This window comes from Burkholderia sp. KBS0801 (genome assembly GCF_005937855.2).
Lineage (GTDB): Bacteria > Pseudomonadota > Gammaproteobacteria > Burkholderiales > Burkholderiaceae > Burkholderia > Burkholderia ambifaria.
In genome coordinates this window covers 1736865-1756764 of record NZ_CP042177.1, presented here as the reverse complement: position 1 = coordinate 1756764, position 19900 = coordinate 1736865, and the positions used below count along the sequence as shown (strand labels likewise).

Here is a 19900-nt window from a genome sequence, read left to right as displayed (position 1 = left end):
GCGGCGTCGGCCCGATGGCTCAGCGTTTTTTTAGCGGCAGCGGCACCACGCTTTTCACGTCGCGCAAGCCGGCCGGTTCGGGCGGCAGGTAGCCCCACTCGCCTTGCGATGCGCTCGCATCGTTGCGTGCCGCGCCCGGTTGATCGTCGGGCTGCCGGCGCGTGTCGGGCGGCGAACGGTCGTCGCGGTCGCGCTCGCCCCCGCCGCGCGATGGCGACGCGCCCGACGACGGCGGCGCGCCCGCATGACGCCGATGCCGCAGCACCGCGTCGGCCACGCGTTCGACATGCGACACCGTCACCGCGTCGGCGTGCTCCAGCGCCGCGAGCGCGCGCGCGGCGCGCAGCATCACGAGGTCGGCGCGCAAGCCGTCGACGGCCGCGTCGATGCACAGCGCGCTCACGCGTGCGTGAACCGCATCGTCGAAATCCAGCATCGACAGCCGGGCGCGCGCCGCATGAATCGCGTCGCCGAGTGCTCGCTGCGCGCTTGCGTGACGCGCACGAAACGCGTCCGGATCGAGATCGAACGCGAGGCGCGCCTTCACGATCCGTTCGCGCTGCGCGGCGTCGAAGCAGTTCTCGAGCTCGACCATCAGCCCGAAGCGGTCGAGCAGTTGCGGGCGCAGCTCGCCTTCCTCGGGATTCATCGTGCCGACCAGCACGAAGCGCGCATCGTGCGCGTGCGACACGCCATCGCGCTCGACCACGTTCACGCCGCTCGCGGCGACGTCGAGCAGCGTATCGACGAGCCCGTCGGCGAGCAGGTTCACCTCGTCGACGTACAGCACGCCGCGATGCGCGCGGGCGAGCAGGCCCGGCCGGAAGCGCACGCCGTTGGCGGCGAGCGCATGGGCGAGGTCGAGCGTGCCCGTGACCTGCTCGTCGCTCGCCGACAGCGGCAGCGTGACGAATTCGCCTTCGGGCAGCAATTCCGCCAGCGCGCGCGCGGCGGTCGATTTCGCGGTGCCGCGCGGCCCGCTGACGAGCACGCCGCCGAGCGACGGATCGATCGCGGCGAGCAGCAGCGCCTGCTGCAACGGTTGCTGCGCGACCAGCGCAGCGAACGGGAACACCGCGCGTGCGCGGGGCGTCGTGGGATCGGTCATCGCCGTCCTCCTTCCTGGAGTTGTTCGCTGTCGAGCCAGACCGCTTCGATCCGCTCGCGATAGTCGCCCGGCTGCTGCCACAGCCCGCGCTGCATCGCTTCGACGAAGCGTTCGCAGATGCCGTGCAGCGCCTTCGGGTTGTGTCGTTCGAGGAACGCGCGCGTGTCGTCGTCGAACAGGTACGCGTCGGCGACGAGCGCGTACTGGTGGTCCGACAGCACGCGGGCAGTCGCGTCATAGCCGTAGAGGTAGTCGACGGTCGCGGCCATTTCGGCCGCGCCCTTGTAGCCGTGACGCTTCACGCCGTCGAGCCATTTCGGGTTGACGACGCGCGAGCGGATCACGCGTGCGATCTCCTCGCGCAGCGTGCGCATCTTCGGCGCGACCGGATTCGCATGGTCGCCGTGGTAGATGCTCGGCTGCTGGCCGGACAGGTGGCGCACGGCTGCCGTCATCCCGCCCTGGAACTGGTAGTAGTCATTCGAATCGAGGATGTCGTGTTCGCGGCTGTCCTGGTTCTGCACGACGACGTCGATCGTCGCGAGCCGCTCGCCGAACACGTCGGGGGCCGCGTCGCCCGCGCTGTTCTGCGCGTACGCGTGGCCGCCCCACTGGCGGTACGCGTCGGCGAGATCGGCGTCGGTCTGCCAGCGGCGCTGGTCGATCATGTCCTGCAGGCCCGCACCGTAGCTGCCCGGCCGCGCGCCGAACACGCGCCAGCCGGCGCGGCGTCGCGCTTCGTCGGGCGCCACGCCCCGCTCGATCCATGTCGCCCGTTCGCGCTCGATGCGCGCGCGGATCGGGTTCAGCGCCTCGGGCTCGTCGAGCGCGGCGACGGCCTGCACGGCCGCGTCGAACAGGTGCATCAGGTTCGGAAACGCGTCGCGGAAGAAGCCCGACACGCGCAGCGTGACGTCGATGCGCGGCCGGTCGAAGATCTCGATCGGCAGGATCTCGAAGTCGGTCACGCGATGACTGCCGTGCGCCCATTTCGGCCGCACGCCGAGGAGCGCGAACGCCTGCGCGATATCGTCGCCGCCGGTGCGCATCGTGGCCGTGCCCCAGACCGACAGCCCGATCGCGCGCGGATAGTCGCCGTGATCCTGCAGATGACGTTCGATCAGCTGCTGCGCGGATTTCAGCCCGAGCGACCACGCGGCCTGCGTCGGCACCGCGCGCGTATCGACCGAATAGAAGTTGCGTCCCGTCGGCAGCACGTCGGGACGGCCGCGCGACGGCGAGCCGCTCGGCCCCGGCGGCACGAAGCGGCCGTCGAGCCCGCGCAGCAGCTGGCGCAGTTCCTCGCCGCCGCACGCGTCGAGCGCGGGCAGCAGCGTCGCGCGCACGCGTTCGAGCACGGCGAGCGTGTGCGTCCATGCCCCCGGCGGCGTCGCATCGATGCCGGCGTCGCCGCCGACATTCGCGCACAGTCCATCGAGCCACCGCTGCGCGAGCCGCTCGAGCCGCTCGCGCGTGTCGCCCGCATGACGCCACGGCGACGCGTCGAGCGCCTGCAGCACGGCCGGCCGCGGGCCCGTCCACGGCGCGGCCCAGTCGGCCGCGAGCGGATCGAAATCGTCGCCGAGCGCGAGATCGCGCGCGAGCGCGGCGATCAGCCCCGCGCGTTCGCCCTTGCCGTCGCCGACCGGAAAGCGTGCGAGCGCGAGCAGCGTATCGCGCCGCTGGCGGTCGATCGGCGACGCGCCGAACACATGCAGCCCGTCGCGAATCTGCGCTTCCTTCAATTCGCACAGCCAGGCATCGACACGCGTGAGCAGCGCGTCCTCGTCGCCGGCGTCGCGCGGCGGCGACACGCTCAGCTCGTCATGCAGCCGATGTTCGGCAATCGTCGCGAGGATCGTCTTGCGCAGCAGCTTCGCGCGCCGCGCATCGACCATCAGCGCTTCGTAGTATTCGTCGACCTGCCGTTCGAGATCCTGCAGCGGGCCGTAGTTTTCCGCGCGCGTGAGCGGCGGCATCAGGTGATCGATGATCACGGCCTGCGCGCGGCGCTTCGCCTGGCTGCCCTCGCCCGGATCGTTGACGATGAACGGATACAGATGCGGCAGCGGCCCGAGCGTCAGGTCCGGCCAGCACGCGTCGGACAGCGCGACGCTCTTGCCCGGCAGCCATTCGAGGTTGCCGTGCTTGCCGAGGTGGATGACCGCGTCGATGCCGAACGCATCGCGCAGCCAGAAATAGAACGCGAGGTACGCATGCGGCGGCACGAGGTCCGCGTCGTGGTAGCTCGCATAGTCGTTCTCGCCGCGCGAACGCGACGGCTGGATGCCGACGAACACGTTGCCCGCGCGCCAGCCGGCGATCGGAAAGCGCCCCTGGCGCAGCGTCGGGTCCGCGTCGGGCGGCCCCCAGCGCTCGTTCAGCGCATCGCGCACGGCGGCCGGCAGCCGCGCGAAATGCGCGACGTAGTCGGCCAGCGCGAAACTCTGGAACGCGGGGCGCAGTGCGCGCACGGCCGGGTCGTTGGTCACGCCTTCGGTGAGCCGCGCGATCAGCGCGTCGCCGTCGGCCGGCAGGTCGGCCACCGCATAGCCCGCGTCGCGCAGCGCCGCGAGCACGCGCAGCGCGGACGCCGGCGTATCGAGCCCGACGCCGTTGCCGATCCGCCCTTCGCTTTGCGGATAGTTCGCGAGAATCAGCGCGATGCGCTTGTCGGCATTGTCGAGCGTGCGCAGCCGGCACCAGCCGCGCGCGAGCGCCGCGACGAACGCGATGCGTTCGGCATCCGGCTGGTAGCGCACGACGTCGACTTCGGTGTGCGGACACCGATACGCGAGCCCCTTGAAGCTCACCGCGCGCGTGACGATGCGCCCGTCGACTTCAGGCAATGCGATGTGCATCGCGATGTCGCGCGCGTGCAGGCCCTGGTTGTCGGCCACCCATGCGTCGCGGTTGCCGCCGGACAGGATCACCTGCAGCACCGGCGCGTCGCCGGCGAGCACGTCGGGCTCGGGGCTGTCGATCGCACCGGCCGCGAAGGCCGTGGTGTTCAGCACGAGCGCGACGTCGTGCGTGTCGCAGAGCTGCGTGATGACCTCGCGGCTCACCGCGTCCTTCAGCGACGTGACCGCGATCGGCAGCGGATTGAGCCCTTCGCGCACGAGCGCATCGGCCAGCGCGTCGAACACGGCCGTGTTCGCGGCCTGCCAGTGCGCGCGATAGAACAGGATCGCGACCACGGGTGCGCCGGGCGTCCAGCGCGCGCGCCAGTCGTCGACGCTCGCCGGGTCGCGCGCCGGGTGATACAGCGCGGCGGCCGGCAGCGGACGCGGCGGCTCGGGTTCGTCGCCGAAGCCGAGCGTATGGAATGCGATGCTGCGCAGCAGCGCTTCGGCGTTGTGCATCCCGCCGTCGCGCAGGTAGCGCCACCACAGCCGGCACAGCGCCGGCGCGACCGTGCTCTTCGCAACGAGGTTCGGGTCTTCCTGCAGGTCGCCCGAGAACATCGCGAGCTGCTGCCGGCGCTTGGACGCGAGCGACACGGCCTGTTCGATCCCGTACGGCCAGTACGCTTCGCCGCCGAGATGATCGATCACGACCGTCTTCGCATGACGCAGCACGTCGTCGACATAGAAATCGACCGACGCCGGCTGCCGCAGAAACGTGACGTTCGCGAGCCGCACGCTCGGAAAGCCGGCCGGCAGCTTCGGCACGACACTGGCCAGCAGCGACAAGGTCGTATCGGCCGAACTCAGGATCACGATGTCGGCCGGCTGCTGGTCGATCCGGACGACGCCCTGCGTATCGTCGACGAAGCCGCCCGGCGTGGTGCGCAGCAGATGCATCGCGCGTTACGCCTGCTGCGTCTGAGCCGCGCACGCGGCATCGAACGCGCGCTGCAGTTCGGCCGCGTCGAGATCCTCGCCGATCAGCACGAAGCGGCTCGCGCGCGTTTCGCCGTCCTGCCAGCGACGGTCGAAATAGCTGTCGAAGCGGCGGCCGACACCCTGGATCACGAGCCGCATCGGCGCCTCGGGCAGTGCCGCGAAGCCTTTCGCGCGGTAGATCGTGTGCGTCTCGACGACGCGCTGCAGCGCGGCGATCGTCGCTTCTCGCGAGCCTGCGTCGCCCGACACCACCACCGAATCGAAATCGTCGTGATGGTGGTCGTGATCGCCATCGTCGGCCGAGCCGTGATGGTCGTGCCGCAGGTGGATCGTTTCCTCCGACGCCGATTCGAGCCCGAGCAGCATCGCGAGATCCAGTTCGCCGCGCGTCGCGCGCACGATCTTCACCTGCGGCGGGACCTCTTCGCGGATCGCGGCCTCGACTTCGGCGAACTGCGCGTCGGCGACGAGATCGGCCTTGTTCACGATCACGAGATCGGCGGACGACAGCTGGTCGGCGAACAGTTCGTGCAGCGGCGATTCGTGGTCGAGGTTCGGATCGGCGCGGCGCTGCGCGTCGACGGCCTGCGGGTTCTCCGCGAACTGGCCGCTCGCGGCGGCCGGCCCGTCGACGACGGTCACGACCGCGTCGACCGTGAAGCTGTTGCGGATCGTCGGCCAGTTGAAGGCCTGCACGAGCGGCTTCGGCAGCGCGAGGCCCGACGTCTCGATCAGCACGTGGTCGATGTCGGCGCGGCGCTCCACGAGCGCTTCCATCACCGGATAGAACTCTTCCTGCACGGTGCAGCACAGGCAGCCGTTCGCGAGTTCGTACAGCTGGCCCGACGCTTCGCCCTGCGCGTCCTCCGTATCGTCGCAGCCGATCCCGCAGCCCTTGAGGATTTCGCCGTCGATGCCGAGCTCGCCGAATTCGTTGACGATCACCGCGATGCGGCGGCCTTCGGCGTGCTGCAGGATGTGGCGCATCAGCGTAGTCTTGCCGCTGCCGAGAAAGCCCGTGACGATCGTGACGGGAAGCTTGCGTAGGGTCATGGTAGGTCCTGTGGCGAATGAGGGAGTCAGGCCGAGAGCGTCACGTCGATCTCGTCGTAGCGTTTGATGCGATAGATCGCGGCCGACACCATCCAGCACGCGAGGAACAGGCCGATCACGACGTAGCCGAGCATCCCGAAATGCGATGCGACCATCGTCGAGAAATTCCATACGGGGCCCTGCAGCGAGAGTTTGTCCGCGAGCAGCGCGAGCACCTCGATGCCGCCGATCAGCGCGGCGACCAGAACCGACACGAACGTGATCGTCATGTTGTAGTAGATCTTGCGAATCGGCCGCACGTACGCCCACCGGTACGCGCCCATCATCAGGATGCCGTCGGTCGTGTCGACGAGCGTCATGCCCGCGGTGAACAGCACCGGCAGCGCCATCACCGACCAGAACGACATGCCGCCCTGGACTTGCGTGGCCGAAATGCCGAACAGCGCGATCTCGGTCGCCGTATCGAAGCCGAAGCCGAACAGGAACCCGACCGGATACAGGTGCCAGCTGCGCGACACGAGGCGGAACAACGGCCGGAACAACCGGGCCAGCACGCCGCGCTGGTTCATCAGCATGTCGAGATCGGCGTCGACGATCGGCTCGCCACGGCGCGCCGCGCGAAACGTCCGGTACACGGAAATCAGGATCAGCAGGTTTGCGGCCGCGAGTACCAGCAGGAAGAACGCGGACACGCTGGTGCTGATCACGCCGCCCCAGGCCTTCATGCTCTCGAAGCGCGCGAGCGACGCGGCGGTCAGCGCGACCGCGACCGACATCACGATTACGACCGTCGAATGGCCGAGCGAGAAGAACAGGCCGGCGCCGAGCGGGCTGCGGCCTTCCTGCATCAGCTTGCGCGTGACGTTGTCGATCGCGGCGATATGATCGGCGTCGACCGCGTGGCGCAGCCCGAACACGTAGGCGAGCAGCGCGGTGCCCAGCAGCACGGGCTGGTCGCGAAACGCGACGAAGGCCCAGATCCACGCGCCGACGTTGAACGCGACGAGCAATGAGTAGATCGCGACGATTTTGCCGCGCAGCCCTGACGGACTGTCGTTGAAGAGACGGAAGAACGAGTCGAGCATGATGCTCCTGTGCGAACGGTCGACATGTGAATGCCAACACGGCCGCCGCCGGCCCTGCCCGCGCCGCCTGCCGCTCGCCGCCCTGGTCCGTGCGCGTGCATGCGACGGATGGTTGGCGCGGAAAGGGGGAAACGCTCTGGCGTCGGGCGTGCTGCGGCCGTGGACGATGCGCCGCCTCCCCGCGGCGCTGAACCCCAACGTTTCGGCCGGTATCCGGGCTGACGAACACGCCGCTTCGCCTTCCCGGATGCGCGGCATCCAGTGGCGGTCGTCCGCATGCGGCTGGCATGCGGCGAAGTGGCGCTGCGTCGCGCTGGGCGCGACGCGTTCGCTTACCGTTGCGGGGGCAGCACAGGTTGGCTCGACTGCGGCGCAGGCAGGCTCCCTGCTTCCCGTTTAACTGCGCACGCCGGAAGCGCGCGCGAGCACCGAAACGCGTGCGAGTGTAGGCGGCGGTGCGAGGAGCGTCAAGGTGAAACGGGCTGCCGCGGGATGTCCGGCATGGCCGCGGCAGCGCGTCCAGGGTCACGTCCGGGGCCACCCCCAGGCGCCCGCACGGCGGGTTCGCGCGGGCCGGGCGCTGTGCTATCGTATGCGCCGCGTTCGGTGCTCGCGCGCGCTCCTCCGGCGCGCGCAGTTAAACGGGAAACAGGAGGCGGAAGTCCGCCCGGCCTGTGCTGTCCCCGCAACGGTACGCCGCCCGCGCGTCGCGGTTCCCCGCACGCGCCCAGGCCGCCCGCGATGCCACTGCCCTTCAGCGGGCGGGAAGGCTGCGGCCTGGCAAGCGGCCAGCCCGGATACCGGCCGACGCAAGGGGCGAGCCCGCTGCTCGCCGAACGCCCGATCCGCGGGGGACGGATGGGGTGCGCTTTCCGCCCGCGCTCGCGCGGGCTTCGCTCGATCCGTCATGCATTGCCTGTCCGCCGGCCGCCGATGTGCCGCTCGCTGTCCCCTTTCCACTGCCACGACACGGTGCGCGCCGTGCCGCGCCCGATGAGCCGCGCATGGCTCGTCGGCGCCGGCCCCGGCGACGCCGATCTGCTCACGCTGAAGGCCGTGCGCGCGATCGCAGCGGCCGACGTGCTGCTCGTCGACGATCTCGTGAACCCCGACGTGCTGCGCCACGCGCGCGCCGACGCACTGATCGAGCACGTCGGCAAGCGCGGCGGCCATGCGTCGACGCCGCAGGAAACGATCGTCGCCACGATGCTCGCGCATCTGCGCGCGGGCCGCAGCGTCGCGCGGCTCAAGGGCGGCGATCCGTTCGTGTTCGGCCGCGGCGGCGAGGAATTGCTCGCGCTCGGCGCGGCCGGGTTTCCGGTCGAGGTCGTGAACGGCATCACGGCCGGGATCGCCGCCCCGGCCGCGCTCGGCATTCCGGTCACGCATCGCGGCGACGCGCAGGGCGTGATCTTCGTCACGGGCCACGGCGCGGGCGCGGACGAACCCGACTGGCGCGCGCTGGCCGCGACGCGGATGACGATCGTGATCTACATGGGCATTCGCCGGCTCGACACAATTGCAGCCGCGCTGCGTGACGGCGGCGTGGCCGGCGACACGCCGTGCGCGGCGATCGAGAACGCGACGCGTGACGGCCAGCGGCACGTGCTCGCGACGCTCGACACGATCGTCGAACGCGTGGGCGCGACCGGTATCGGTTCGCCGGCGATCGTCGTGATCGGCCGCGTCGCGGCGCTCGCCGACGATCCCGCGGTGCGCGCGGCGCTTGGCGGCCGCGCATGATGCGCGTCGCGCTCGGCGTCGGTTTCCGCGCGGGCGTGACGGCCGCGCAACTCGATGCCGCGATCCGCGCGGCGCTGGCCAGCCACCCGGGCGCCGAGCCGGCCGTCGTCGCAACGCTCGCCGACAAGGCGCGTGCCCGGCCGCTGCGCACGCTGTGCGCGCGGCGCGGCTGGTCGCTCGTCGCGTTCGACGCGGCGCAGCTCGCGTGTTGCCCCGCACCGGCATTGAGCGGCCCGTCGGCTGCCGCGCTTGCGCGTTTCGGCGTCGCGGGCGTGGCCGAGCCGTGCGCGCAACTCGCGGCGCCGCATGGCCGGCTGCTCGGCCCCAAATCCAGCCGGGACGGCGTGACGGTCGCGCTCGCCGGCCCGCTCTGAACCCTTTGTTTCGCTTTCGACAGGACGATTCCCGATGAAGACCGATGCCGAATCCCATCAGCGGATGGCCGAACGCCGCCGCGCCGGCCATGAAAAGAAGCAGGCTGCCGCCACCCAGGAAAAGGGCCTGCTGATCGTCAACACCGGCAACGGCAAGGGCAAGAGCACGGCCGCCTTCGGCATGGCCGTGCGCGTGCTCGGCCATGGCATGCGGCTCGGCGTCGTGCAGTTCATCAAGGGCGCGCTGCACACGTCCGAGCGCGATTTCCTCGGCGCGGTCGCGCAATGCGACTTCGTGACGATGGGCGACGGCTATACGTGGAATACGCAGAACCGCGACGCCGATGTCGCAACCGCGCGCAAGGGCTGGGACGAGGCGCGCCGGATGATCGAAAGCGGCGAGTACCGGATGGTGATCCTCGACGAGCTGAACACCGTGCTGAAGTACGAATACCTGCCGCTCGACGAAGTGCTCGCGACACTCGTCGCGCGGCCGGATTCGGTGCACGTCGTCGTCACCGGCCGGCATGCGCCCGATGCGCTGATCGACGCGGCCGACCTCGTCACGGAAATGCGGCTCGTCAAGCATCCGTACAAGGAGCAAGGCGTGAAGGCGCAGCCCGGCGTGGAGTTCTGAGCGATGCCGGCCTGCCCCGCGCTGTTCGTCAGCGCGCCCGCGTCCGGCCAGGGCAAGACGTCGGTGACGGCCGGCCTCGCGCGGCTGCACCGCCGGCTCGGCCGGCGCGTGCGCGTGTTCAAGACCGGGCCGGATTTTCTCGATCCGATGCTGCTCGAACGCGCGAGCGGCGCGCCCGTGCACGCGCTCGACCTCGGGATGGTCGGTGAAGCCGGCTGCCGCGCGCTGCTCGCCGACGCCGCGCGCGACGCGGACCTGATCCTGATCGAAGGCGTGATGGGGCTGTTCGACGGCACGCCGAGCAGCGCCGATCTCGCGGCCGCGTTCGGCGTGCCGGTCGTCGCGGTGATTTCCGCGAAGGCGATGGCGCAGACGTTCGCGGCGATCGCGTTCGGGCTTGCGCGGTTCCGGCCGGAGGTGCCGTTTCACGGCGTGCTCGCGAACCGCGTCGGGTCGCCGCGACACGCGGAGCTGTTGCGGCAGGCACTGCCGGATGACTTGCGCTGGCTCGGGCACGTGCCGGCCGATGCGGGCATCGCGCTGCCGGAACGCCATCTCGGCCTGCACCAGCCGGCCGACATCGGCGATCTCGACGCGCGGCTCGAGCGTGCGGCCGACGTGCTCGCGCAGACGGCGCTCGCCGAATTGCCGCCGGCCGTGTCGTTCGCGGAACCGGAAGCCCGCGCCCCGCTGCCGCGCGCGCTCGCCGGCAAGCGCATCGCGATCGCGCGCGACGCGGCGTTCTCGTTCATCTATCCGGCCAATCTCGCGCTGCTCGAGGCGCTCGGTGCGCAGCTGCGGTTCTTTTCGCCACTGGCCGACGAGCCCGTGCCCGACGCGTGCGACGCGCTGTTCCTGCCGGGCGGCTATCCGGAACTGCACGCGGCGACGCTCGCGGCGAATGCCGTGGCCGCGCGGACGATTCGCGCGCACGCGGCGGCCGGCCGGCCGATCGTCGCGGAATGCGGGGGAATGGTGTATCTGTGCGAGTCGCTGACCGACGTCGAAGGCGCGACGACATCGATGCTCGGGCTGCTGTCAGGCCATGCGACGATGCAGCGCCGGTTCGCGGCGCTCGGCATGCAGCAACTGGACACGCGCAGCGGGCCGATGCGCGGCCATACGTTTCATTATTCGCGGCTCGACACGCCGCTGGCGCCGGTGGCGGCCGCCGCCCGGCCCGACGGGGAACCCGGCAGCGGCGAAGCCGTGTATCGCACGGGTTCGATCGTCGCGACGTACATGCACATGTACTGGCCGTCGAATCCGGATGCGGCGGTGGCGTTGTTCAGCGGGGATGGGTTCGGGTTCGACACGTGCCGCGATTGAATCGATTCCCCGCATTCACCGTCACACCAGAAACGTCTCGGCCAGCTTGACCCAGTACGACGCGCCGGTCGGCAGTACCGCGTCGTTGAAGTCATAGCCGGGGTTATGCACCATGCAGCCGCCCTCGCCGTCACCGTTGCCGATGATCAGGTAGCAGCCCGGCCGCTTCTCCAGCAGGAACGCGAAATCCTCGCTGCCGGTGAGCGGCACCATCTCGTCGATCAGGTTCGCTTCGCCCACCCACTCGCGCGCGACGTCGCGTGCGAACGTGGTCATCCGCGCATCGTTGACGAGCACCGGGTAGCGGCGCTGGTAGTCGATCGTCGCGGTCGCGCCGAACACGGCCGCCTGCGCATGAACGACTTCCTTGATGCGCGCTTCGAGCAGGTCGCGCACCTCTGGCTTCAGCGCGCGCACCGACAGGCGCATCTGTGCGCGATCGGGAATCACGTTCGGCGCGTCGCCCGCGTGGATCGCGCCGACCGTGACGATCGCCATGTCGAGCGGCGACACGTTGCGCGACACGATCGTCTGCAGCGCGATGACGATCTGCGCGCACACCACGACCGAATCGATCGCCTTGTGCGGCACCGCGCCGTGTCCGCCGCGCCCCTGCACGTCGACGATCACGGTGTCCGACGACGCCATGAACGGCCCCGGCAGGAAGCCGAACTTGCCCGTCGGGAAGCCCGGCATGTTGTGCATCGCGAAGATCGCGTCGCACGGGAACTGCTCGAACAGCCCGTCGTCGAGCATTTTCTTCGCGCCGCCGAGCCCTTCCTCGGCCGGCTGGAAAATCAGGTTCAGCGTGCCGGAAAAGCGCCGCTCGCGCGCGAGGTGCTTCGCGGCCGCGAGCAGCATCGCCGTGTGGCCGTCGTGGCCGCATGCATGCATCTTGCCGGGGATCGTGCTCTGGTACGGCAGGCCGGTCGATTCGTGGATCGGCAGCGCGTCCATGTCGGCGCGCAGGCCGAGGCGCTGCGTGCCGTTGCCGACCTTCAGCTGCGCGACCACGCCCGTGCCGCCGAGCCCGCGGTGCACCGTGTAGCCCCATGCCTGCAACTGCTCGGCAACGAGGTCGCTGGTCGCGAATTCCTCGAAGCCCAGTTCGGGGTGGGCGTGAATGCGATGCCGGATTTCGATCATTTCGCCGGCGAGGCCTGCGGGGATCACGCTGTGCGTCACGGTGTCGTCTCCTGGATTTAGTGGGGAATGTGCTGGCAAGGATAGTCCGTTGAGCGGCAACCGGACAGACAGAAAGTCGTCGTGGAGACAACCTGGGGTTGCTGGTCGATCATCGCCGACCATGAACGATCGTCCGCCCTCGCACACCGGCCATCCGGGCGACTGCCGCGCATGAGCCGAATTCGCGACACTGCATGTTCAGTCTCGATTTCTGAGGTGGGAGGTTGCGTTGATTGCCGTTCGCCATTCCGGAATAATTCCGTCACATCAAAGGGTTGAGCGTTCTTGTTCATTTTTTGACGGCCGTACATTTTTTGTGTACGCTGACAAAAAAGTGAACAAGCGATCCTCCCAATGCCCGAGAACGCCACCCTGTCGATAGCGGAACAGCACGTGCTCGACGAAGCCTGCGCCGCGTTCGAACGCGCGACCCGACGCTTCAACGCACGGCCGGTGCGCGTGCCGGCCGCATCCCGCGCGCATGCCGATGCGATGATCCGCTTCGGCATTGGCGGGCAGACCTTCGAGATGCCGGCCGCCGTGAGCGTTGGCGTCGAATCGGTACAGGACGCCCGCGCGGCGCTGCTTCGCCGCGGCGCCGCCCTGCTGCCCGGCGAGCGGCAGCTGATGCTTGTCGCACCGTACGTGTCGGTCGAGCTAGCCGCCCGCCTGACCGATCAAGGCATCCCGTTTCTCGATACCGCCGGCAACGCGAGCCTGCTCGTGCCGGAGGCGACCGTGCTGATCTCCGGCCGGCCGAAACCTGCGCGCACGCCGCGCCGGCAGGCGTCGCGCGCGACGACGCCCAAGGGGCTCGCCGTGATGTTCGCGCTCGCGACGCAGCCGGGCCTCGTCGCGCAACCGTACCGGGCGATCGCCGCCGCGTCCGGCGTCGCGCTCGGCACGGTCAACCTCGCGATGGACGACCTGCTCGCGCGCGGCCTCGTCGCGCAGCGGCGCAATGGCGAGCGCCTGATGCCCGACTGGCCGCGCTTCGTGCAGGAATGGGTCGCGCTGTATCCGAGCCGGCTGCGCGCGAAACTGCCGGCCCGGCGGTTCGCCGCCGTCGCACCCGACTGGTGGCGCGGCTTCGATTTCGCGGCATTCGATGCGCGGCTCGGCGGTGAACCGGCGGCCGACCTGCTGACGCACGATCTGAAGCCAGCCGCGGTCACCGTCTATACGCACGGCGCCGTGTCGAACCGCCTGCTGCTCCAGGCGCGCCTGCGCCCGGACGAGCGCGGCGACGTCGAGCTGCTCGAAGCGTTCTGGCCGCCGTCGCCGGCGCTCGACTGGCGCGAGCAGGACGTGCCGCTCGTGCCTCCGCTGCTGATCTACGCGGATCTCGTCTCGTCCGGAGACAGCCGCAATCTTGCCGCCGCCGAACACATCCATGACCGATACCTCGCCCACCCGCCCGCTTGAAGTCGACGCGCGCCGGCCGCTCGAGCCGGCGGCCGCCGCGCTGCTGCAGGCGGTCGGCACGACCTGCGTGCAACTCGATGCAGCATTCGTCGTCGCCGGCGCAACCGCGCGCGACATCCTGATGTGGCATGTCCACGGCATCCGGCCGGTGCGTGCGACGCGCGACGTCGACGTCGCGGTGTGCGCGGTGAGCTGGCCGTTTCACGAGCGGCTCGTCGATGCGCTCGTCGCGACCGGGCAATTCGCGCGCGCGCCGAAGCATCAGCAGAAACTGCTGTTCGACAGCGGGACGCGAGGATTTCGCACGGAGCTCGATCTCGTGCCGTTCGGGCCGCTAGAAGCACCGCCCGGCGAAATCGCGTGGCCGCCGCGCGGCGATTTCGTGCTGAACGTGCTGGGCTTTCAGGAGGCGGTCGATACTGCGCTGGCCGTGTCGATCGGCGTCGATATCGCTGTGCCGGTGGCAAGCCTGCCCGCGCTCGCGCTGCTGAAGTTGCTCGCGTGGAAGGATCGGCGCGCGCGCCAGAACAGCGACGCGTACGACCTGCTGTTCCTGCTCACCCATTTTCACGACGCGGGCAATCGCGAGCGCATCTGGGACGTCGCGCCCGATCTGCTCGAACGGCACGGTTTCCAGCCGGAGCTGGCGGCGGCCGGGTTGCTCGCGCGCGATGCGAAGCGGATCGCTTCGCCGCAAACGCACGAGGCGATCCGCGCGCTGTTATCGGACGAAGCGGTTTACGCGACCCTCGCGCAGGACCTGCAGGCCCGCGCATTCGCGCTGTTGCCGGGTGAATTCAACGATGACGCTGACAGGTATCTCGACGCGTTCCGCAGTGCTTTCCTGGCAGAACCGCCCATTTCTCGCGCGTGACGCGCTGCCGCGCGACAGCAACGCCATCGTGCATTCGCAACCCTAGACCGAGGCTGCCCAGTCTTCGAGCGACAACCCCGCGACACGGCTGAATTCGCGACTGTTGTTCGTTACAAGCACGGCACCGGCCGCGATCGCGTGACCGGCGATCGACGCGTCGTTCGCGCCGATCGGCGTGCCACGTGCGGCCAGGTCGACGCGAATCGCGGTCGTTGCATCGACCGCCGCGGTATCCCACGACAGCACGCCATCCAGCCGCGAAACAAAGGCCGTCACGAGTTCCGCATGCTTCGGCGAAGCCTTTTTGCCGACTGCGCCGAACCGCATTTCGGCATAGGTGATCGCCGACACGACGATCCGGTGCTGCGCATTGACGCAAGACTGCAACCGGGACAACACCGCGGATGGCCGCTCGCGCATGATGAACGAACAGATGTTCGTATCGAGCATGTAGAGCGTCGTCACCGGTCCGACTCCGTCCGTGCATCGTCATCGGCGCCGGGCAGGTCGAAACGACCAGGTTCGACGACCGCCGGGCGCTCGACGAGGAAGTCGGCATCGGCGTGTGGTTCACTCGCGAACGACAGCCACGTCGGCCGCACCGGACGCAGCAGCAACGTGTCGCCCTCGCGGCGGATCTCGAGTTCCGTCACACCCTCGAACTCCATGTCCTTCGGGATGCGGATCGCCTGGTTACGGGCGTTCTTGAAAATGGAAACGGTGCGCATGAGCCACTCCACAGGAGTACGATGCGCCCATTCTAAGCATATGCTGGCATATGTCAATGTCGGGGAACGTGCTGCGGGGACCGCGCCCGATGCTATCGCGTGCGTGCTTGTCATGTAGGCGGGACCTGTCCGTGATGAGGATGCAATCCATTCTTCCTCATGCCGCCCGCCCGATCCATATCCCGAACGGCCGATGTCCGCAGCCCATCAAGCCACGCGAAACGTCGTCGCTTGCGAATTGACGCATCGGCGCATCGACGCTTCGCGCCCCCACCCCGTCACGGCAACCGGAAAGTGTCGAAGAACGTTTCGCGCTCCATCACGGTGAGCGCCGCGCGCTTGTGCGGGAAGTCGAACTCCTTCAGCGTGTAGAACCCGAGCCGATGCATGTACGCGATATGTCGCACGTGATCGACGCGCGGCTCGCCGACGAGCCGCTGCGTGCGCGGCTCGTCGACGAACATGTAGTGCAGCACCCCGCTCCACCATGCATGCAGCTTGCCCGCGCTCTGGAAGCGCGAGTCGCCGATCAGCAGGTGCAGCCCGCGATCGTAGTCGTGCGCGTCGTAGAACGGCGCGAGGCGATCCTCCTTCGCCCAGTAGAACTCGAAATAGCCGAACGGCGTGTCGTCGAAATAGCCGATCATCGGATGCATGTGCGGATCGGCGAGCCGCTCCGCGAGATACGCGGCGTGCTCGTCGCGCGTGCCGCGCTGATCCCAGAAATGCGCGACGCGATCGAGGTTCATCCAGTCGCTGAACAGCTGCGCATGTTCGTCGATGTCGACGGTACGCAGGCTGAACGTCATTCCGACCTGCGGCATGTAGCGCGCATAGATCTCGCCGGCCGGCGACGGCGGCCGCACCGGATGCCGGTGGCCGTTCGTGATCGCGTAGCGCAGCGGCATCCCGCCCGATGCAGGCGCCTTCAACCACGGCCGCGGGTTCTGCCAGAACGTCGCGCGCGATGCGCTCAGGCGCAGCCGGTCGCCCGCGGCCTGCGCGCCGTCGATCACGCCCTCGCGCACCGCGCGCGCGACGTACGACGCGACGGCCGCCGGCTCGGCGCCGCCGAGCGGCACCGACACCGTCGCCGCGTCGTGCCGCGTGTCCGTGTTGAACAGCGCGACGAATTCCGCGAGCAGCGCGGCCGGCGGATCGTCGGGCCGCCACGCGTCGAGCGTGCGCTCGGCGGCGGCCGCTGCATGCGCGGGCGCGGCGCCGTCGAGCGCCGCGGCCACCTCGCCTTCGACGGCGTCCGCCGTGCCGGCCGGTTTCGTGAGCGTGTCTACCATCACAGTGCTCCCGCGTCGTGGCGGTCGGCGAGGATGTGCAGCCCCCGCTCGAGCGCCGGAAACAGGCTGCGCTGGAAGTTGTTCCAGCGCAGTTCGAGAATCGTGTCGTCCGGCGCGATCGGCGTGTCGAGCACGTCGCAGATCACCTCGCCGGAATCGATGCCGTTGTCGACGTAGTGGAACGATGCGCCGGTCATCGTCACGGGATCGACGCGCGACGTCGTGCCGTTCGCCCAGTCGACGCGTTCGCCGCGCGCGCCGTGCAGCGCATCGAGCGTCGCCCACGCGCCGCGCCGCTGGTACGGCGAATCGTCGGCCGTGATGCCGGGATGGATGTTCGCGATGCGGCGGTGAAAGCGCGCGCCAGGGCGCACGAGCTCGTCGAGGATCACGAGCAGCCCGTCGAGCACGACCACGTCGGCGTCGAGTTCGAGCAGGCGTTCGAGCAGGCGGCGCTCGAACGCCTGCTTGCCCGTCACGCGCTCGCGCGCGTCGCGCGGCAGCCGGCGGTACGTCGATGCGATCGTGCAGAACAGTTCGTCGACCGGCCGGCCCTGCACGGTCAGCCCGTCGGGCAGGATCCACGGGCGACCCGGCGTGCGCGCGAACCCGTAGTCGGCAACCTTGGCGCGGTCGGCGGGCGAGCCTTCGTCGTCGTCGACGATCACGCCCTTGAGCGTGTAGCGCTCGCCGAGCGGCGAATCGTTCAGGCGCTCGACGAGGAATTCGAGCGGCGCCTTCATGTAGCGCGTGCCGCCCTGGTAAGCGACCGGCTGGCCGGCGCGATCGGCCGCGCCGTTGCGCAGCGACTGGATGTAGACGAGATTTTTCTTCGGCATGGAGGCGTCGTGGAAAAAGCGGACGACGGCGCCGCGGCCCGCCCGCACCGGCCCGCAGGCCGGCCGGCGCGCCGCGGCGCGCGGCGTCACCAGTTGTATTTCGCGGTGGCGATCACCGTACGGTCGGTACCGAAAATGCACACGCTCGTCGACTGGCAACCGCTGATGTAGTGGCGGTTGAACAGGTTCGTCCCGTTCACGGCAAAGCGCCAGTTGCGCGTGTCGTAGTGCACGCCCGCGTCGAACAGCGTGTAGCTCGATACCGTCAGCGAGTTGTCCGCCGCACCGGCCGACGCGCTCTGGTAACGCACGCCGCCGCCGAGGCCGAAGCCCGTGAGCGGCCCCGTGTGCCATGTCCAGTCGGCCCACAGCGACGCCATCTGGCGCGGCCGCGGAATGTCGACCGGCCAGTTGTTCAGCGATGCGTCGTTGGCCTTCACGTTCTTCACGTCCTGGTACACGTAGGACGCGATCAGCGACAGGTTCCGCGTGAGCTTGCCGGTCGCGCTCAGCTCGATCCCGCGTGAGCGCACTTCGCCGGTCTGGATCGACGTCGTACCGGACGGATCGAGATTCAGCGGCGTCGACGTGAGCACGTTGGTCTGGTTGATCTGGTAGATCGCCGCGTTCACCATCAGGTTCTTGCCCGGCGGCTGCCAGCGCAGGCCGGCCTCGATCTGCTTGCCGCGCGTGGGCTGCGGCAGGCCGCCGCCGTACAGGTTCACGCCGATCACCGGGTTGAACGACGTCGCGTAGCTGATGTACGGCGACAGCCCGTAGTCGCCCTGGTACGTGAGGCCCACTCGGCCGGTGAACGCCGTGATGTCGGCCTTCGACTGCGTGCCGCCCTCGCGGTCGTCCAGCCGCTGGTTGACCCAGTCCTCGCGGCCGCCGAGCGTCAGCGTCCAGCGGTTCCACTTGACCTGGTCCTGCACGTACAGCCCGAACGTGTTCATCGTCGTGTACGTATTGGTACGGTACGTGGTGTTCGGCGGCGAGAACACGGACAGCGTGACCGGCGTGTAGACCGGGTTGTAGATGTTCAGCGTCGGCGCGGCGGCCAGCCATTCGCTGTCGGTCGCGGTCTGCCGGTTGTACTGGAAGCCGAGCAGCAGCGTGTGCTCGAGCGGCCCGGTGCCGAAGCGGCCCTGCAGGTTGTTGTCGATGTCGAAGCGGCTGTAGTTCGTCTGGAACACGCCGGCCCAGCGGTTGATGTCGGTCAGGCTGCCGTCCGCGAAGCCCGCGCCGAACACCGAACCGTTGTCGAGCGACAGGTGCATCCAGCGCACGTTCTGCCGGAACGTCCACATCGAGTTCAGGTTGCGCTCGAACTGATAGCCGAGCGACCACTGCTTCTTGCGGTAGTAGTTGAAATTCGGGTCGCCGCCGTAGACGTCCTTGTCGAGCTGCCCGTTCGGGTTCGGCAGTACCGTGCCTTGCGCCGGCAGGAAGTTCGACGAGATGTCGCCCCAGTCCTGCAGGTAGGTGGCCGACAGCGTCAGCGACGTATCGGCGTCGGGGCGCCAGCGGAACGTCGGTGCGAGCGCGACGCGCTGGTCGTTGTTCGGGCCCGTCAGCGCGTTGCCGTCGCGCGCGACGCCGACGAACCGGTACGCATACTTGCCGTCCGCGTCTAGCTTGTCGCCGACGTCGATCATGAACTGCTTGCGCGCATAGTTGCCGAACTGCACGCCGGCTTCGCGCACGCGCTCGCCGTCGGCCGTCTTGGTCTGCACGTCGATGATCGCGCCGGGGTCGCCCGCACCGTACAGCACCGACGTCGGCCCGCGCAGCACGGTAATGCTGTCGATCATGTACGGATCAACGCGCCAGCTCGACAGGTTCAGCGTGTTCGGCACCTGCAGGCCGTTCACGTAGGCCGTCGGCGTGAAGCCGCGCAGCGCCGCGTACCAGTCGGAGCGGTTGTCCGAGCCGTACGACGAGAAGCCCGGCACGTAGCGCAGCGCCGCGTTCACGTCGGTCGCGCCGGTCATCTCGATCTGCTGCGCGGTGACGACGTTGATCGTCTGCGGAATTTCATTGATCGACGTATCGGTCTTGGTGCCGGTCCTGCTGCGCTTCGCGACGAGACCGACCGTGCCGTCGCCTTCCGAGCCCGCGTTGACGTTGATCGCCGGCAGCGTGCCGGTCGCCGGGCCGTTCGGCGCGCCGGTCGACGAACCGGTCGACCCAGCCGCCGTACCGTTGCGCGCACTGTCGGCCGACGCCGCCGCACCCGCGTTCACGGCCGGGGCCGTCTGCGCGAATGCGTGCCCTGCCGCCATCCCGAACGTCACGCTCGCCGCGGCCGCGATCGCACGCAAACGCGTGCCTGTTGCCCACTCCATCTTTCTCTGCTCCACTTTTTTGATGCGGT

At 69.2% G+C, this 19900-nt stretch carries 16 protein-coding genes and 2 riboswitches; of the genes, 6 read left to right on the top strand and 10 right to left on the bottom strand.

The features are described from left to right. Positions 1 to 19: 19 nt before the first annotated feature. Genes FFI87_RS08370 through FFI87_RS08355 form a run of 4 tightly spaced genes read right to left on the bottom strand, consistent with a single transcriptional unit; the run spans position 20 to position 7094 of the window. Entirely contained in the window at positions 20 to 1108 is a 1089-nt protein-coding gene (locus FFI87_RS08370; protein ID WP_138847729.1) for an ATP-binding protein, read from the bottom strand. Next, positions 1105 to 4914: a cobaltochelatase subunit CobN gene (gene cobN / locus FFI87_RS08365; protein ID WP_138847730.1), complete on the bottom strand. Its 3810-nt coding sequence runs from the start codon at positions 4912 to 4914 to the stop codon at positions 1105 to 1107. Before cobN ends, FFI87_RS08370 begins: the two co-directional genes overlap by 4 nt. Before the next feature lie 6 nt (positions 4915 to 4920). Further along, positions 4921 to 6009 carry a cobalamin biosynthesis protein CobW gene (gene cobW / locus FFI87_RS08360; RefSeq protein WP_138847731.1) on the bottom strand — a complete coding sequence of 363 codons (1089 nt, stop codon included), beginning with the start codon at positions 6007 to 6009 and terminating at the stop codon, positions 4921 to 4923. Positions 6010 to 6035: 26 nt separating this feature from the next. After that, complete coding sequence (locus tag FFI87_RS08355) at positions 6036 to 7094, bottom strand: HoxN/HupN/NixA family nickel/cobalt transporter (RefSeq protein WP_012363870.1); 1059 nt, start codon at positions 7092 to 7094, stop codon at positions 6036 to 6038. Positions 7095 to 7280: 186 nt separating this feature from the next. Next, a riboswitch (cobalamin riboswitch) is annotated at positions 7281 to 7542 on the bottom strand. 189 nt (positions 7543 to 7731) lie between these two features. Then, positions 7732 to 7897: riboswitch (cobalamin riboswitch) on the top strand. Between the two features lie 190 nt (positions 7898 to 8087). On the opposite strand from FFI87_RS08355, the gene cobA reads away from it, so the two are divergent. From cobA to FFI87_RS08335, 4 genes are read left to right on the top strand one after another with little or no spacing between them, the layout of a single operon-like run. Then, positions 8088 to 8837, top strand: a complete 750-nt coding sequence (gene cobA, locus FFI87_RS08350; protein ID WP_138847732.1) for a uroporphyrinogen-III C-methyltransferase — start codon at positions 8088 to 8090, stop codon at positions 8835 to 8837. Continuing rightward, positions 8834 to 9211 carry a cobalamin biosynthesis protein gene (locus tag FFI87_RS08345; RefSeq protein ID WP_105788938.1) on the top strand — a complete coding sequence of 126 codons (378 nt, stop codon included), beginning with the start codon at positions 8834 to 8836 and terminating at the stop codon, positions 9209 to 9211. The genes cobA and FFI87_RS08345 overlap by 4 nt, the downstream gene beginning before the upstream one ends. 34 nt (positions 9212 to 9245) lie before the next feature. After that, positions 9246 to 9848 (top strand): cob(I)yrinic acid a,c-diamide adenosyltransferase, encoded by a 603-nt coding sequence (gene cobO / locus FFI87_RS08340; protein WP_011656839.1) that lies wholly within the window; start codon positions 9246 to 9248, stop codon positions 9846 to 9848. 3 nt (positions 9849 to 9851) lie between these two features. After that, a complete protein-coding gene (locus FFI87_RS08335; RefSeq protein ID WP_138847733.1) occupies positions 9852 to 11177 on the top strand; it encodes a cobyrinate a,c-diamide synthase in 1326 nt (441 codons plus the stop codon). Positions 11178 to 11198: 21 nt separating this feature from the next. Here the strand turns inward: FFI87_RS08335 and FFI87_RS08330 are convergent, their stop codons facing one another. Then, a complete protein-coding gene (locus FFI87_RS08330) occupies positions 11199 to 12362 on the bottom strand; it encodes a M20 aminoacylase family protein (protein WP_138847734.1) in 1164 nt (387 codons plus the stop codon). A gap of 354 nt (positions 12363 to 12716) precedes the next feature. Between FFI87_RS08330 and FFI87_RS08325 the strand changes: the two genes are divergently transcribed. Both FFI87_RS08325 and FFI87_RS08320 read left to right on the top strand, forming a co-directional pair. After that, positions 12717 to 13787 (top strand): type IV toxin-antitoxin system AbiEi family antitoxin, encoded by a 1071-nt coding sequence (locus tag FFI87_RS08325; protein ID WP_138847735.1) that lies wholly within the window; start codon positions 12717 to 12719, stop codon positions 13785 to 13787. Then, positions 13756 to 14661, top strand: coding sequence for a nucleotidyl transferase AbiEii/AbiGii toxin family protein (locus FFI87_RS08320; protein ID WP_138847736.1), 906 nt, complete (start codon positions 13756 to 13758; stop codon positions 14659 to 14661). The genes FFI87_RS08325 and FFI87_RS08320 overlap by 32 nt, the downstream gene beginning before the upstream one ends. Before the next feature lie 42 nt (positions 14662 to 14703). On the opposite strand, the gene FFI87_RS08315 is transcribed toward FFI87_RS08320, so the two are convergent. From FFI87_RS08315 to FFI87_RS08295, 5 genes are all read right to left on the bottom strand, one after another. Continuing rightward, a complete protein-coding gene (locus tag FFI87_RS08315; protein ID WP_012363863.1) occupies positions 14704 to 15126 on the bottom strand; it encodes a type II toxin-antitoxin system VapC family toxin in 423 nt (140 codons plus the stop codon). Continuing rightward, positions 15123 to 15389: a type II toxin-antitoxin system VapB family antitoxin gene (gene vapB / locus FFI87_RS08310; RefSeq protein WP_012363862.1), complete on the bottom strand. Its 267-nt coding sequence runs from the start codon at positions 15387 to 15389 to the stop codon at positions 15123 to 15125. Before vapB ends, FFI87_RS08315 begins: the two co-directional genes overlap by 4 nt. A 278-nt stretch (positions 15390 to 15667) precedes the next feature. Then, positions 15668 to 16684, bottom strand: coding sequence for a GNAT family N-acetyltransferase (locus FFI87_RS08305; protein ID WP_138847737.1), 1017 nt, complete (start codon positions 16682 to 16684; stop codon positions 15668 to 15670). Beyond that, positions 16684 to 17523: a formyltransferase family protein gene (locus tag FFI87_RS08300; RefSeq protein WP_012363860.1), complete on the bottom strand. Its 840-nt coding sequence runs from the start codon at positions 17521 to 17523 to the stop codon at positions 16684 to 16686. Before FFI87_RS08300 ends, FFI87_RS08305 begins: the two co-directional genes overlap by 1 nt. 86 nt (positions 17524 to 17609) lie before the next feature. Beyond that, positions 17610 to 19871 (bottom strand): TonB-dependent siderophore receptor, encoded by a 2262-nt coding sequence (locus FFI87_RS08295; RefSeq protein WP_138847738.1) that lies wholly within the window; start codon positions 19869 to 19871, stop codon positions 17610 to 17612. Positions 19872 to 19900: the final 29 nt, after the last annotated feature.